The 13571-nt window shown below is 41.7% G+C and carries 14 protein-coding genes; 8 read left to right on the forward strand and 6 right to left on the reverse strand.

Annotated elements, in window-relative coordinates:
- Positions 1 to 5 precede the first annotated feature (5 nt).
- From LEP1GSC058_RS16035 to LEP1GSC058_RS16060, 6 genes are all read left to right on the forward strand, one after another.
- Entirely contained in the window at positions 6 to 1397 is a 1392-nt protein-coding gene (locus tag LEP1GSC058_RS16035; protein WP_016549641.1) for an ethanolamine ammonia-lyase subunit EutB, read from the forward strand.
- 3 nt (positions 1398 to 1400) lie between these two features.
- A complete protein-coding gene (gene eutC / locus LEP1GSC058_RS16040; RefSeq protein WP_016550864.1) occupies positions 1401 to 2165 on the forward strand; it encodes an ethanolamine ammonia-lyase subunit EutC in 765 nt (254 codons plus the stop codon).
- Between the two features lie 245 nt (positions 2166 to 2410).
- Positions 2411 to 2641: a hypothetical protein gene (locus LEP1GSC058_RS16045; protein ID WP_016550250.1), complete on the forward strand. Its 231-nt coding sequence runs from the start codon at positions 2411 to 2413 to the stop codon at positions 2639 to 2641.
- Positions 2642 to 2781: 140 nt separating this feature from the next.
- Complete coding sequence (locus LEP1GSC058_RS16050) at positions 2782 to 4743, forward strand: cytochrome c biogenesis protein CcdA (protein ID WP_232224716.1); 1962 nt, start codon at positions 2782 to 2784, stop codon at positions 4741 to 4743.
- Positions 4744 to 4929: 186 nt separating this feature from the next.
- Positions 4930 to 5604 (forward strand): membrane protein, encoded by a 675-nt coding sequence (locus LEP1GSC058_RS16055; RefSeq protein ID WP_016550014.1) that lies wholly within the window; start codon positions 4930 to 4932, stop codon positions 5602 to 5604.
- Positions 5605 to 5787: 183 nt separating this feature from the next.
- Positions 5788 to 6528 carry a hypothetical protein gene (locus tag LEP1GSC058_RS16060; RefSeq protein WP_016551026.1) on the forward strand — a complete coding sequence of 247 codons (741 nt, stop codon included), beginning with the start codon at positions 5788 to 5790 and terminating at the stop codon, positions 6526 to 6528.
- A gap of 204 nt (positions 6529 to 6732) precedes the next feature.
- Here LEP1GSC058_RS16060 and LEP1GSC058_RS16065 read toward each other — a convergent pair whose 3' ends face one another.
- Positions 6733 to 7173: a MarR family winged helix-turn-helix transcriptional regulator gene (locus LEP1GSC058_RS16065; RefSeq protein WP_016550943.1), complete on the reverse strand. Its 441-nt coding sequence runs from the start codon at positions 7171 to 7173 to the stop codon at positions 6733 to 6735.
- Positions 7174 to 7294: 121 nt separating this feature from the next.
- On the opposite strand from LEP1GSC058_RS16065, the gene LEP1GSC058_RS16070 reads away from it, so the two are divergent.
- Positions 7295 to 7693: a DoxX family membrane protein gene (locus LEP1GSC058_RS16070; protein ID WP_016549960.1), complete on the forward strand. Its 399-nt coding sequence runs from the start codon at positions 7295 to 7297 to the stop codon at positions 7691 to 7693.
- 364 nt (positions 7694 to 8057) lie between these two features.
- On the opposite strand, the gene LEP1GSC058_RS16075 is transcribed toward LEP1GSC058_RS16070, so the two are convergent.
- Positions 8058 to 9305: a coiled-coil domain-containing protein gene (locus tag LEP1GSC058_RS16075; protein WP_016550756.1), complete on the reverse strand. Its 1248-nt coding sequence runs from the start codon at positions 9303 to 9305 to the stop codon at positions 8058 to 8060.
- Between the two features lie 324 nt (positions 9306 to 9629).
- Between LEP1GSC058_RS16075 and LEP1GSC058_RS16080 the strand changes: the two genes are divergently transcribed.
- Positions 9630 to 10229, forward strand: coding sequence for a thioredoxin family protein (locus tag LEP1GSC058_RS16080; RefSeq protein WP_016549595.1), 600 nt, complete (start codon positions 9630 to 9632; stop codon positions 10227 to 10229).
- Positions 10230 to 10336: 107 nt separating this feature from the next.
- Here the strand turns inward: LEP1GSC058_RS16080 and LEP1GSC058_RS16085 are convergent, their stop codons facing one another.
- The 4 genes from LEP1GSC058_RS16085 to LEP1GSC058_RS16100 form a co-directional block, all read right to left on the reverse strand.
- The gene (locus LEP1GSC058_RS16085; RefSeq protein ID WP_016549901.1) at positions 10337 to 10768 is read right to left on the reverse strand and encodes a DUF4345 family protein; all 432 of its coding nucleotides are present in this window, start codon (positions 10766 to 10768) and stop codon (positions 10337 to 10339) included.
- 115 nt (positions 10769 to 10883) lie between these two features.
- Positions 10884 to 11978, reverse strand: a complete 1095-nt coding sequence (locus LEP1GSC058_RS16090) for a helix-turn-helix domain-containing protein (protein WP_016549446.1) — start codon at positions 11976 to 11978, stop codon at positions 10884 to 10886.
- Between the two features lie 11 nt (positions 11979 to 11989).
- Positions 11990 to 12928, reverse strand: coding sequence for a hypothetical protein (locus LEP1GSC058_RS16095; protein WP_016550579.1), 939 nt, complete (start codon positions 12926 to 12928; stop codon positions 11990 to 11992).
- A 22-nt stretch (positions 12929 to 12950) separates the two neighbouring features.
- The gene (locus LEP1GSC058_RS16100; protein ID WP_016549561.1) at positions 12951 to 13460 is read right to left on the reverse strand and encodes a tellurite resistance TerB family protein; all 510 of its coding nucleotides are present in this window, start codon (positions 13458 to 13460) and stop codon (positions 12951 to 12953) included.
- Positions 13461 to 13571: the final 111 nt, after the last annotated feature.

Genomic DNA, 13571 nt, shown 5'->3' on the forward strand with positions numbered 1-13571 from the left:
GACTCATGGGTTATAAAACCGTTCTAGGAACGAAGACTTATCTTTTCCCGGATCTTAAAAATCTTCTCGCGAAGGCGAGTCCCTACCGCTCCGGGGATGAGCTTGCGGGTTTGGCCGCCAATACTCAAGAGGAAAGAGTTGCCGCACAGATGGCCTTGGCGGATATATATTTATCAGATTTTTTGAATACAGAAATCATTCCCGGCGACATAGACGAAGTTACTCGATTGATTTTTACTCGCCATGATAGAAAATCCTTTTCCAAAATATCACATTTAACGGTCGGGGAATTCAGGGATTTTTTATTGAAAGAAACGACGGATGCCCAATTGCTCGAAAGCCTGCGTTACGCGATTACTCCTGAAATGGCGGCGGCAGTTTCGAAGCTCATGTCCAATCAGGATTTGATTCTTGCCGCAAAGAAATGCCTGGTAATAACGAAATTTCGAAATACGATAGGGCTTCCTGGCAGACTTTCCGTGCGTTTACAACCGAACCATCCCACCGACGATCCCAAAGGAGTCGCTGCCAGCATCTTGGACGGACTTCTCTTAGGAAGCGGGGACGCCGTGATAGGAATCAATCCGGCGACCGATAATGTTCCGACAACAATCGCGTTATTAGAAATGCTTGATTCGATCATTCAGAAGTATTCTATTCCGACTCAGTCCTGTGTTTTAGCTCACTTAACCACTTCGATGGAGGCGATGAAGCGCAAGGCCCCTTTAGATCTCGTGTTTCAGTCCATCGGAGGGAGCGAGGCTTTAAATCGAAGTTTCGGGGTAAATTTGGAACTCATTCGGGAGGCGAGGGAAATGGCCTTGTTCCTAAAACGGGGAACGTTAGGCGAAAACGTGATGTACTTCGAGACGGGTCAAGGGAGCGGCTTATCCGCAGGAGCTCATCACGGAATCGATCAGCAGACTTTGGAAACGAGAGCATATGCCGTCGCTCGGGAATTTTCTCCGTTATTGGTGAATACCGTCGTAGGTTTTATCGGTCCGGAATATTTGTATAACGGAAAACAGATCCTTAGAGCGGGACTGGAGGATCATTTTTGCGGCAAACTATTGGGATTACCGATGGGAGTGGATGTTTGTTATACTAATCACGCGGATGCGGATCAAGATGATATGGATACCTTATTAACGCTATTAGGAGTTGCAGGATGCAATTACATAATGGGCGTTCCGGGAGCGGATGACGTTATGCTCTCATACCAAAGCACTTCGTTTCATGACGCACTGTATTTACGACAGGTATTAGGATTGAAGCCGTCGCCGGAATTCGAGTCTTGGCTTTTGGAGACGGGGATCTTTTCTTCGGCTACCGGTTTTCTTCCGAAGGAAGAAAACGGATTCAAATTGTTAGACGAGTTTTTAACCGGGAAAAATTGAGTTATGCCTTCTTTTGAAAGCTGGAAAAAAATGACCTCCGCAAGAATCGGCTTATCGCGATCGGGAGGATCTCTTTCCACAAAGGATCTCCTGCAGTTTAGGCTAGACCATGCAAGAGCAAAGGACGCCGTACTGCTCGAGCCTAAGTTCGGAGAATTATTGATCGAACTCGATCATATCGGAAAAAAATACGGAATCGAGGCGGTCCCGGCGGAAAGCCGGGCGAAAGATCGAGGGGAATATTTGTTACGTCCCGATTTAGGTCGTAGTTTATCGGAGCCGTCGCACGGTGAACTTTTAGGCAGGAAAGGATCTTACGACCTGGATCTTGTTTGTGTGGATGGGTTATCGGCTAAAGCGATCGATTCAAATCTACTCCCGTTTCTGGAATCACTTCTACCTAAATTGAAAGATTATAAGCTCGGACCCTTGGTGCTAACTCGCTTGGGTCGGGTGGCAATCGGAGACGAAATCGGACAGTGCCTAGGCGCGAAAGCTGTAGTCGTTATCATCGGCGAAAGACCGGGACTCTCTTCGGCAGATAGCCTCGGAGTATATTTAACGTATGAACCGACGATAGGTAAAACGGACGAACGACGAAATTGTGTTTCCAATATTCGTCCGGGAGGTTTAGAATTTGAAGCGGCTTCGGTTAAAACCCGTTATTTGTTGGAAGAAGCGTTAAAAAGAAGGCTTTCAGGAGTGGAGCTAAAGGATGAAATGGACCCATCCTTTTTTGTTCAAGGGGGAACGAAGCAACTTGACTAAGATAAAAAATTCGGTTTTTGTAAATATATCTCCCTAAGGCCAGGGCCTTAGAGAGATATTGAATTCTCCTCAATTAGTTTTGAACCAAAGAATTCGCGTTAGGAGTCATTGATTTTCAATAGTAAGGTCATATTTAAACTTGATGGGAATTCCAGTTTAGGATGTATATAGCGTTGCCTTTTGTCGGTTGTATCCGTTAGGCGGCAAAAGCGGAATTTAAGCGAACTCTAAAAAGGATGCGAACAATGTATAAATCAAATATAGAATATATTATCTCTTTAACGAATCGAAACGAACCCATTCCGGGAGTTCTTTCTTTGATTTGCGATACGGTGGACTCCATGAAAACGGACGTTACTAATCTTGATGTGGAAGACGATCAAAGAAAGATCTTTAAGTCCGCGATAAAAGATCTAGTTTCCGGCTTAATTAAATTGGACGGACTCGTTGCTAATTTAAAGGAAACGGTCCACTAAAGCTAACTCCGGCTTCACCCGGTTCGAAAGTTTAAAGCAGAATAATCTTTCCAATTTTCCCCATCTCTAATTCGGTCTAATATAAAATGTCCGGATATCGAATCAGCTTACCGTTTTCCTTTTTTATTTATACCTTTTGCATGTTTTTTTCTGCGGGAATTTTCGCGCAAAACCAGGAATATCGGGGCGCCCATTCTTATATAGAATTGAAGGCGGTATCAAGATCCGAAAACACTCTTCGCTTGGCTCTTTACATCGAAGCACAACCGGGCTGGCACGTTTATTGGAAAAATCCCGGCGACTCGGGGTCCTCTTTACGAACGGATTGGAAATCGAACCCGTCCGGCATCGCTACAGATTGGGAATGGCCGGTGCCGGAGCGAATCGAATTGGGGGATCTGGTTAATTTTGGGTATGAGAAACCGACGGTTCTATTTTCGGATTATAAAATTCCAAAATCCGACCAATCGTTTCGCATCGAAGCGAACTTACGTTGGCTCGTATGTAAGGAAGAATGTGTTCCCGAATCTGGAACTTTAATCATTCATAAAATACAAAAATTCCTTCCTGAATCCGGATCCGGAAAATACTTCGCATATCAAAGAAGCCTAAAGGAATTGCCGCATACTCCCGAAGCGGGATTGGCGATTTCTTTCAGAAAAAAGAAAGATAGTTTTCTGTTTCGGATAAAAGGGAACGATCTCCCGGAGAAATTCGATTTTTTCCCCGCGGATCCCCGGATCGTATCGAATCAAAAACCTAGAACTTTAGAATATTCAAAAAATTTGATAGAATTCGAAATTCCTGCGTCCGAATATGCTTCGGGAGCTCCGAATTCTATTCGGGGAGTTTTAACTTTAGGATCTCAGATCTATTCTATTCGGGCGAATGAATCGAAAGTAGGCTATTTACTCGAAGCGATATTTTTCGCATTCCTTGGCGGGATTCTATTGAATCTGATGCCTTGTGTTTTTCCGGTTTTGTTTTTGAAGGCTTTCGCGATTTCTCAAACTTCGAATAAACAAACAAAGAGAATCGAGTCCTTATTCTACTTCGGCGGAGTGCTTTCCTTTTTTTGGATTTTGTTTTTCGGATTCGAGATTCTTCGATCCAGCGGAGAAAGTTTGGGTTGGGGGTATCAACTTCAGAATGCTTCCTTCGTTTTTTTTCTGATCCTCGTGTTCGTATTTCTCGGATTAAATATGTTAGGCGCTTTTGACTTTGCCGTCGGTCTAAGTGGGCCGATAGTAAGATTGGCTGATCAAAAGGGGAAGGTTGGCGCATTTTTCTCGGGAGCTTTGACCGTCCTCGTTGCTACACCATGCACGGCTCCCTTTATGGGTTCTGCGTTAGCATACGCTTTCTCCGAGAATATTTTAAACGGTCTATCCGTGTTCACGTCCATGGCCGCAGGAATGTCCTTACCGTTCCTCATATTTCAGAACAGTAGCGGGTTAGCGAAATTTTTACCCAAGCCGGGAGAATGGATGCGGACGTTTAAAGAGTTTCTTGCGTTTCCGCTACTAATGACTGCAGTCTGGCTGTTCTGGGTTTTTAGCGGAATCACGAATCGAAACGATTCAAGTTTAGCGCTTCTTATAATTCTACTATTGGTTTTTATGATATGGATATTCAGAATTGCCGATTCGAAAATAATAAAAATGGGCATACTGGGATTGGCGATGATATCCATTTTATGTAGCTTTTATTTTTTCCGGAACACCGCTATGCCGATTCCTACTTTAGAATCCGGACACGATAAAATTTCCACCGAAGAATATTCCAAAGAAAGATTAGAATTTCATTTAAAAGAAAGACATAGCGTCTTTCTATATTTTACGGCCGATTGGTGCATCACTTGCAAGTTTAATGAAAGAACGGTTCTTTCTTCCGAAACGGTCTTGAACGAGTTTCGAACTAAGGGGATCGTAGTTTTGAAGGGAGATTGGACTAGTGAAGATCCGAAAGTTTCGGCGGCTTTGGAATCGTACGGAAGAAATAGCGTTCCTTTTTACGTTTATTATCCGAAAGATAAAAGGGAGAATCCCCGTTTTTTACCTACAATGTTGACTACCGGACTAATGCTCGACGCCTTACGATAAAGAATGGAGTCTTTGTATAAATGGGAGGCGACCTGAGTAAGTCAATTTTGTCCCACAAATACTGACTGTTCTTGCGATGTTTTTTTATTTTTTTGTAAATTCGTAATTCAAGTAGTTGTCTTTTTAACCGAAAATCTTTCTTCTTACAAATCCTAAGAAAGTTTTCGAGTCAGCAAGGAGAATTGAATGCAAAGTAAATTTGCAAATACCACAATCGCGATTACGTCAATCTGCGGAGCTCTTTTTTTATTTATTGGAACGTACTTGCATCCGATGGGTGCGGATCCGAACGATGCTTTAGCTGCCTTTACCGAATATGCAAACGATCATCATTGGGTCGCGAGTCATTTAGTTCAACTTCTGGGCGTGGTATTTATGATATCTTCGTTGATAGTTCTGAGTACCTTATTTTCCAACCCGTCTGCGCTCGTTTTAGGAAAGATCGGAACAGGTTGGGCGATATCGGTGTTGGCTTTAGCCGGCGCGTTGCAGGCGGTAGATGGAATTGCATTGAAAGCGATGGTGAATGCTTGGGCTTCCGCAGAAACGACCGAGCAAGCTAGTTTATTTCATGCGACGCTAGGCGTAAGGCAAATCGAGATCGGCTTAGCTAGCATTACTAGTTTGGTAACCGGATTAACCATGCTCTTATTTGGTTTTGCGTTGCTATTCGATTCAATTTTTCCGAAATGGGTAGGATTCCTGGCTCTTCTAAGTGGAGTTCCTACTTGCGTTGCAGGAATCGTAATCGGGTACACCGGCTTCTCGGAACTTTCCATGATTATAAACATGCCGGCCAGTTTTCTATTATTGATTTGGATGTTTTGTATCGGCATCCTGAGTTGGAAGCGTTCTACATAAAAATTTTTGCATTTTATGAAACTGATCTTCAGGTTACGATTTTCATCCGAAGATCGCGTTATTTGTCCGTTGATTCCGGTTCTATCGTTTTCGTAAAATTACGGACATAGCTCGTTTTCGAAATTACTTTGATTCGGGCCTTTAATTTTCTTGGCGATTTACGGTGATGTCGCTTAATACGGTATGCGTCAGCTTGTAAAAAACATATTTACGATTCTTGTATTTACATCCGTATTCTACTGTTCTAGCTCAGGCTTCGATCGGGGCCCGATTCCGAACGTTCAAAATCACGAGATTGTGATCGATGATTCGGAGATAAAAAAATATCTTTCCATCAAGCCCCAATTAAAGTTTCCGTTTCGTCTCGGTGTATATATTTTGGATTCTCAATCCGATCACTATAGAATCGATAGTAACAATAAAACTACGATTCTAGACGCCGAAAAGATCCTAAAGTCTGAAGGAATCATATCTCAGATGTTTTTAATTACCGAATCGGTATATGACTTGGACGGTAACAATAGCGGATCATTTCGGAACTATTATAAAGAGAGGAGCAGGAGCCTGGATAATATTAAGAAAATCCGGATCTTGGCGGCACGTTACGGCGCGGATGCAGTGTTAGTCGTTAAACCGAAGAACGTTTATAAAAAGGACGCCAACTATCTAAGCATGCTGTATCTTACGCTTGTGGGAATTTGGTTAGTTCCGGGCTCTCACCGAGATTCGGTTTTCTCATTTCAGGGTACTCTTTGGGACGTTCGGAACGAATATCTGTATGTAACGGCTGAGTCCGAATCGGAAAAATCCGTCACCAGGCCGCTGGGTTGGATCGACGATGATGCGATTGTTAAAGAAAACAAAGAGGCGGCGTTAAAAGAATTTTACGAAGAATTAATACGCAGATTTAGAAGTTTAAAGTAAAGAAATCGGGCTTTATTCGTTTTATTTTAACTTAAAATTACGGAATGTTTCGACGAGTGTCGGAAATAGTAGCCTATTTGCAATGATCGTGAAGCGGTTCTAGATGTTTATGATCTTTATCGCACAGGTAATGACTTTCCCAGAACGATTAGTTTCTTTTGCGATGGAAGTCGCTGAGCGGCAAAAGCAAAAAACATCGATTATTTATTGTTCTCCCATTTCGTCGTTTAAGACTTTCCGCAATTCCTTCAATTGGAATAGGAGGATTTCCCTATTTTTTTGAGGATAATTTTTAAGTAACGACTCGAAGTGATTTACGAGCTTTCTTGGAACTTCCTTTTTATAAGATTCGCCGAGTTTCGTTAGTTTGATCAGCGTGACTCTTCGATCTTCTTCTGAAATCGATAGATCGACATATCCGCGCTGAATCATCCTCCGGATCATTTTCGATGTGGAAGGGGCATCTTGTAGGGTAACATCTATGATTTGTCTTTGGGTAAGAGGCCCTTTGGACCAGAGCGTCGCCAGTACTTGCCATTGTTCGGGAGAAAGATGATAATCTTTTAATGCACGTATCAATTCCCGTCTGAACAATACTGCGACCCTATTTAGATTAAATCCTAATTGATCTTCTAAAATAAGCATAAACGAATGTTAAGTCATACCGGAAAAAATCAACTATTTACTTGTCCGAACAATTTTTAGTTTACAAAATATTCATTTCTATCAAATTATAGTTGTCTGGACAACTTATTAGGAGATTCTGATGAAACTTTTCACTTTCAGCGTTCACGTATTATTTGGGGGGATATTCCTTCTTTTTGGGTTAAGCAAATTCTATCCCTTCATGCCGATTCCGCCTATGAATCCTCAAGCAGCTAACTTCATTGCAGCCTTAATCGGAACGGGGTATCTTTGGTATTTGATCGGAGCAATCGAAACGATAGCCGGATTAATGGTAATTTTACGTCGTAAAGTGCCTTTAGCCCTCTTAATTTTAGCTCCAATCATCACCAATATCGTCTTTTACCTGCTTATATTGCAGAGAGGGATAGGCTTTCTCCCTATAGCGATGAGTATTTTCCTGGTCTTCTCGGAAGGGTATCTCATTTATCTATACAGAAATTCCTATAAAAGTATAATTTTCGAACCGGAAAAATCGTAGGTCGTTACTTATATAATATATTTTCCACAAAAAAGCGTCGATCATCGCTTTGATTCGTTGATGTTTTATTTTTTATCGGGATATGCGTTTGATCGAAAATCGGTGCAAAATTCCGAAGTTTTCGTATGAGTTCCGAATAGTAAATGACTGACTATGTGTGAATAACGGTTTCTTTCTAAAATATGAAATCTGCCAGAGGCCTTGCAAACTTCATATTTGAGAAACCGATTGAGAGACCGTATTGATCGATTTCTCGTATTCTATTTTCGTTTATAAATAAGTGTTTATATATTCAATTATTTTAAATTTCTAATTGAGGTCGATTCCGCTCTTCCTATTGCTAATATTGTGATTTATTTTAAAATCATGGTTTCGATTCCTGGGTTGCCGATTTTGCTTTTAGAAAGTCCTCTATTCCCGATAACCTTTGCGTTATTCCTCCCACTTCCTTGTCTATGGTGGCACGACAGTTTCGAAGGTCGGTGGCCCTTTGATTCGCGAGCGCAGTCGCGTCCGATAGGGATTTGGCTTTTTCGGAAATCTGAACTTTTAATTCAGCAAGCTGGGAAGAGCACAAATTCCACTCGTTGATTTTGGAATTTAAGGAAAGATTCGCGTCGGCTACGTTCTTCTTTAATTCGGTTATCGTTTTCGACGATTCGGAGAGTTTCGCACCGCAAGCATTTATATCTCCGATTTTGCTTTGAATTTGGCCGCTTAAATCACCGATTGTTTTTTTCGAAGCGATTAGATCGGCGCCGCAGACGTTTCCTCTCTGAGTTAAAGTAGCTATCTCGATCGTTTTGGATTGTAGGTCGGCATTAATTTGGGTTATCGTCTTTTGTCGATCTTCCAGTTTTTGCGAGGCGTCGGAAAATTTAGATGCATATACGGCGGCGTCCTGGGTTTTAACGGTAAGTTGACCGTTGACCGTTTCGAGTTCTTTCACTCTTTCTTGGTTTTCCTGTAAAGATTGAGCTAGTCTTCCTTGCGTTTCTTTCAACGCCTGGGCGGTGTTTTGCGATTCCGTTCTCAACTTCTCGATTTCCGCTTCTAACTCTCCGACTTTTCGATGCGATAATTCGATATATTGCTGATAATTTGAAAGTAAAAGAGAGGTATCGCCTTTAATTTCCCCGGTTTGCGTTATGTATTCCTGCTCGAGAATCTTAATTTTGGAATCCAAATGATCCTTATCGATATTTGCAAGAGCCTGGTTGACGTAATCCGTGCTCATCGACAATAAGATGTTCACGGTCAAAACCATGACCCCGATCTTTCCTACATTAGTGACGACCCTTTTGCCCGTTTCATTATCCTTTTCATGGAAATCGTGGATCGTCGCAAAAACGCCGTAAATGAAGGCAAATAAGGTAGTGAGCTCCCGGAAGATCGTCAATATGTCGTCGATGGAAAGATAAGCGGAAAGAACAATTAAAACGAATCCGCTGGTAATCAATATGTAAGAAACAATCGCCTGCCAAGAAATGAAGAATTTTAACCGTTTGCGTTCTTTATAGCCGGTATATAAGTAAAATAAGATCGGTATCGAAAAAAGAATAAAGAATATATGGGGAAGTCTTCTTACAAAAAGTTCAATATTATCCTGCATGCTAGTATCCTTGGTTAATTAAAGTGCCGTCGTATAATAACGATTTTTTTCCGAAATATTCGGGTGGATTTGGTATATGTATACGATTCTTAAAACGGATCAATGATTAATATAGGATAGGGAAAGATAGAATGCTGAAAAAATGTCGGAAGTATCGATTAAGAATCGGAATAACGGATCGTAGAACGACGATGGAAAAGTCGAGTCTGAGCATTTTGATGGAATTTTCGACTCTTAGGTCGTGGCGATCCGAATAAATGGCGAACCCGCCTAACGAGATTCAGGTCTAAAAGTAACCATTCTATTTGATCGGTAGGCTATAAAATGAAACGGGCGTTTTTTCTATTTTCGATACTTTCGATATTCGTTTATTCATTGTACGCAATCAAGCCCGGAGACATTGCTCCGGAATTTTCGGAAAAGGATATCTCCGGAAAGCTGCGTAATTTATCCGAGTTTAAGGGTAAGTTTTTAGTTCTTGAATGGCATAATCAGGGATGTCCTTTCGTTAAAAAGCATTATGGATCCGGAAACATGCAGAAATTGCAGAAGGAAATAACTGCAAAGGGAGTGGTTTGGTTGAGTGTAATATCGTCCGCACCGGGAAAGCAGGGTTATGTTACGCCTGAGGAAGAAAAAGAGTATCTAAAAAAATCCCAAGCGGTTCCTTCCGCAGTTCTATTCGATCCGGATGGGACAATGGGGAAGGCATACGGAGCAAAGACAACTCCGCAGATGGTGCTTATTTCCCCTGAGGGAAAAATACTATATAACGGTGCAATTGATGACAGACCATCCACTGACCAGTCAGATATTCCTTTAGCGAAAAATTATATTGTGGCTGCGGTTGGAGAAGCGTTAACGGGAAAACAGATCAGCGTTTCCACGTCTCAGCCGTACGGATGTTCCGTTAAATACGACTGAAATATATCTAAGTTGGAAACTGCGTTTCTCCTCTTATAAAGTTCGTTCGAAATTATCCGATAACCTGAGATTCGGACGACGGCTCGGTCGTCCGAATCCATTACAAATCACTTCCGTAAAAGGAAGAATCCCAATGCGACCCCGAATACTTCAGTTAACATGCTAATATAAATGTATTCATTTCCCGAACCATCGAGAAGTAAAGTAACCAGCCTGCCGAGAAGAAGTCCGCCTGCCGTGAAAACGGAGATTTGAATCGCTGCAATTCGAGTTTTTTGCCGGAGTATCCCTAGTAAGATCAGGATGCCTATTCCCAAGCACAGGCCGCCGTACATCGCACGGAAATCGGCAAGTGCAGCGGTCGAATGTATCGAAAATCCGATCTGGTTGGCGAGTGTCGTCGGTGCGATAAAGAAACTAACGGCAAAAGCGAAGTAGACCGCTAAATTTAAAAACAAATATCCTTTAGAGATCAGCGTAAGTAATTTCGAACGAGGTTCGTTTTTGGAGTCTTCGAGTTCAAGAGTATGCGTTTGCATATCCATTTCCTTCCTTATCTGGATGATTGATAAAGAGGATTATATTCGGATCGAAGGTCCGAGTCGACGGAGGTTATAAAGTCTTTCGATTTTTTTTATCGGTAGTTATAATATCCTACGATTTATTTTTTCTTCTATAGACGATCGGAGTGACGCCTGCGAATTTTAGAAACGATTCGTTGAAGGAGGACCGATTGTTGAAACCTACTTCGTATGCAATTTCCAAAACCGTCTTATCCGTTTGGGCCAATAAACGCTTTGCTTCTTCGACTCTATACCGATTGACCAGGGAGAAAAAACCGAGGTTCAGTTTCTGGTTGATCAATTCGGATAATTGATGCGGTGTAAGGGAAAGTTCTTTAGCAATTCCTGCCAGAGATAAATTATCGTTCTTATATATTTTTTCATTTTCTAGTAATGCGTTTAATCTTCCGATCAACGAATCCGAATCGATTCCCGCCAGTCGAGACCTGACATATCTGACTTTGGCCAATTCTTTACTTATACTTTCGGAAAGATTCGGGTATCTGTTTCGAGCGACGAAAATCAAGCATAGTACGAAGGAAATTGCAAGTAGCGCTAATCTAAAAAAGAACGTCTCGAAAATCGAACCTAAGATTACTAAAGCGGATACTATGAGAGTATCCAAGAGGAAAATTCCGAGCAGGATCTTTACGCGAAAGTCTTGAATTTGTCTTAAGGCCCCGAATATTTTCGCGGCAAATGCCAGAGAGTAAATCCCCGCAAAAAAATACGGTGTTTGCGAGATCCATTTCTGTAGGATCGATTTGTCGCCAAATGCAATAATCGTATTAAAAGGGAATCGCTCTAACCCGAGGATCGGCGAATTATAAATGACGTAGAATAGAACTGCGGTAAAGATCACGAAACCGATTAATATCGTATGTCTTTTAATCGAGAAATTCTCTTCGGAAACCGTTTTTATCGTCAAGTAAGCCAGAGGCGCCGGAAGAAAAAGAAACGGAATATGGATGTTAGCAAGAGGAAGGAGATTAACGGAATTATCCGTCGCAATTTCCAAACCGAATGCGCTTAGCAACTGCATACAAGCGACGGAGACCAAAGTCAAAGAGAATAAAAAACGGTAAGCTCTCTTTGAATGTGAAAATATTTCGTTAACCGCTAACAGAACTGCTAAAAAGCCTCCGAACAAAATAAAACCGTTAGCAAGCCAGACGAGAAGAGTCATTTATAAAAACTTTATTCTTTTCCTAAAAACAGACGTATTCCTTTTGCAATCGTCTGCAAAGTGCGAGCCATTAGGCTTTCCAGCTTTGTTTGGAGGAATAATTCCATAATTAATTTTCTTAATGCGACATCGAATGGCAAGTTGAATTCCTTCCAATCTATTCCGAATCGGAAAGGATAACTTTCGGAATAGTCCTCAGGAGATGTGGAGGAATGCACGAGTGTTCCTTCGAAATCGGTATGATTCTCGTCAATATGTCTAAATTCGACGGATAGATGAACCTGCTTTTTAAAAAGAGGCAACGGGATAATTTCTAACCCGGCAAGCTCCCCCCAGGTAATCCCGGAAAGATTTAAATATCCTCGGTCTCCGTTACGTAATGTTCCGATCCGCAACAATCCTTCCCGCCCTAAACGACAAGTTCCCATTCTGCTCCGAAAAAGAATTTCTAAAGGAGAACCGACGTCTAACAATCCGTTTTCGATTCTTATATCGCGAATCTGGATATTGAAAACGGGGGTTAACGTTCGATCTTCTATGTCGATGCTTGAATGAATTACTTTTTCGAACTTAATTTGAATTCGACCGCGCCGAGGAAGATACGGCGTTTTCTTTCGCGAGTCCACTCTGTTCGTGTAATCCATGTGAAAGGAACGGATATTAACGCCGATAAGAATCAGTTTTCCCTTTAGCAGTCTCGCTAGAGAGATTCTAAATTTGAGAAAACTTCCCTTCGCATGAACGATATCCGTTCCTAATTCGCCCGGAAAGTATATCGTAAAGCTTCTCGCCCAGACCCAGAGACCCGGAAGCAATACACCGGGCGTGAGCCATCCAAATTTAAAGAGTCGAAAAGAAATAATATTTACGATTAATTGAAGAACGGGACCGGAAAGAAGAATTTGAATACCGAAATAAACAAAAAGTAGAACGATAAAATATGAGGACATTAAAGTCGAACGAGACTTTTACTTAGTCTTTATCGCTCGTATCCGAGTATTTATTATCGATATTTTTTTTATCCATCTGCGATATCTCTAATTCTTTAGCGAGATCGTTTAAGAATTCTTTTTCCCTATCCGTGAAGGATCCGTCGGTCGCGATAATGCAAACAGCATCCTCGTAAAAGTTAGCCGCCAGGACGGGGTTTCCTTCTGAAAAATCCTTAATCATTTTTATCGGGAGAGGCGATTCAAAAATTTCGGATAGTTCTTCTACGATTTCGTCTTTACTATCTTGATGCGAGTCGAAGATGCAATCTTTATCAAACATCGCTTTGACCATTTGGCCGACTAAATTTCCTTCTCTCTTATGAAAGTTTCCGTCGGCGTGACAAGCATAGGACCAGAGGCTGACCAACACCTTGGCATAATTCATCTTTAATTGGAAAATTTCCGACTCTGGGTCCAGGCCTTTCTGGAATTTTTCATAAAATTCGTGGCCAGGCAGAACCTTACTCGCTAAGGATGAAACCCTCTCCATTTTTTGCCTTCCTTCTCCGAACGCTTTGCGTATTTCCGAAGTATTTTACTGTACGCGGACGATTTGCAATGAAAATCCATGTTGCTTTTGCGGGAATTTTTCGCATCTTGA

Source organism: Leptospira fainei serovar Hurstbridge str. BUT 6 (genome assembly GCF_000306235.2).
GTDB classification, from domain to species: domain Bacteria; phylum Spirochaetota; class Leptospiria; order Leptospirales; family Leptospiraceae; genus Leptospira_B; species Leptospira_B fainei.

Coding starts and splice junctions, on each gene's coding strand:
- LEP1GSC058_RS16035 (WP_016549641.1), top strand. CDS start 6: ATGGGTTATAAAACCGTTCTAGGAACGAAGACTTATCTTTTCCCGGAT.
- eutC (WP_016550864.1), top strand. CDS start 1,401: ATGCCTTCTTTTGAAAGCTGGAAAAAAATGACCTCCGCAAGAATCGGC.
- LEP1GSC058_RS16045 (WP_016550250.1), top strand. CDS start 2,411: ATGTATAAATCAAATATAGAATATATTATCTCTTTAACGAATCGAAAC.
- LEP1GSC058_RS16050 (WP_232224716.1), top strand. CDS start 2,782: ATGTTTTTTTCTGCGGGAATTTTCGCGCAAAACCAGGAATATCGGGGC.
- LEP1GSC058_RS16055 (WP_016550014.1), top strand. CDS start 4,930: ATGCAAAGTAAATTTGCAAATACCACAATCGCGATTACGTCAATCTGC.
- LEP1GSC058_RS16060 (WP_016551026.1), top strand. CDS start 5,788: ATGCGTCAGCTTGTAAAAAACATATTTACGATTCTTGTATTTACATCC.
- LEP1GSC058_RS16065 (WP_016550943.1), bottom strand. CDS start 7,173: ATGCTTATTTTAGAAGATCAATTAGGATTTAATCTAAATAGGGTCGCA.
- LEP1GSC058_RS16070 (WP_016549960.1), top strand. CDS start 7,295: ATGAAACTTTTCACTTTCAGCGTTCACGTATTATTTGGGGGGATATTC.
- LEP1GSC058_RS16075 (WP_016550756.1), bottom strand. CDS start 9,305: ATGCAGGATAATATTGAACTTTTTGTAAGAAGACTTCCCCATATATTC.
- LEP1GSC058_RS16080 (WP_016549595.1), top strand. CDS start 9,630: ATGAAACGGGCGTTTTTTCTATTTTCGATACTTTCGATATTCGTTTAT.
- LEP1GSC058_RS16085 (WP_016549901.1), bottom strand. CDS start 10,768: ATGCAAACGCATACTCTTGAACTCGAAGACTCCAAAAACGAACCTCGT.
- LEP1GSC058_RS16090 (WP_016549446.1), bottom strand. CDS start 11,978: ATGACTCTTCTCGTCTGGCTTGCTAACGGTTTTATTTTGTTCGGAGGC.
- LEP1GSC058_RS16095 (WP_016550579.1), bottom strand. CDS start 12,928: ATGTCCTCATATTTTATCGTTCTACTTTTTGTTTATTTCGGTATTCAA.
- LEP1GSC058_RS16100 (WP_016549561.1), bottom strand. CDS start 13,460: ATGGAGAGGGTTTCATCCTTAGCGAGTAAGGTTCTGCCTGGCCACGAA.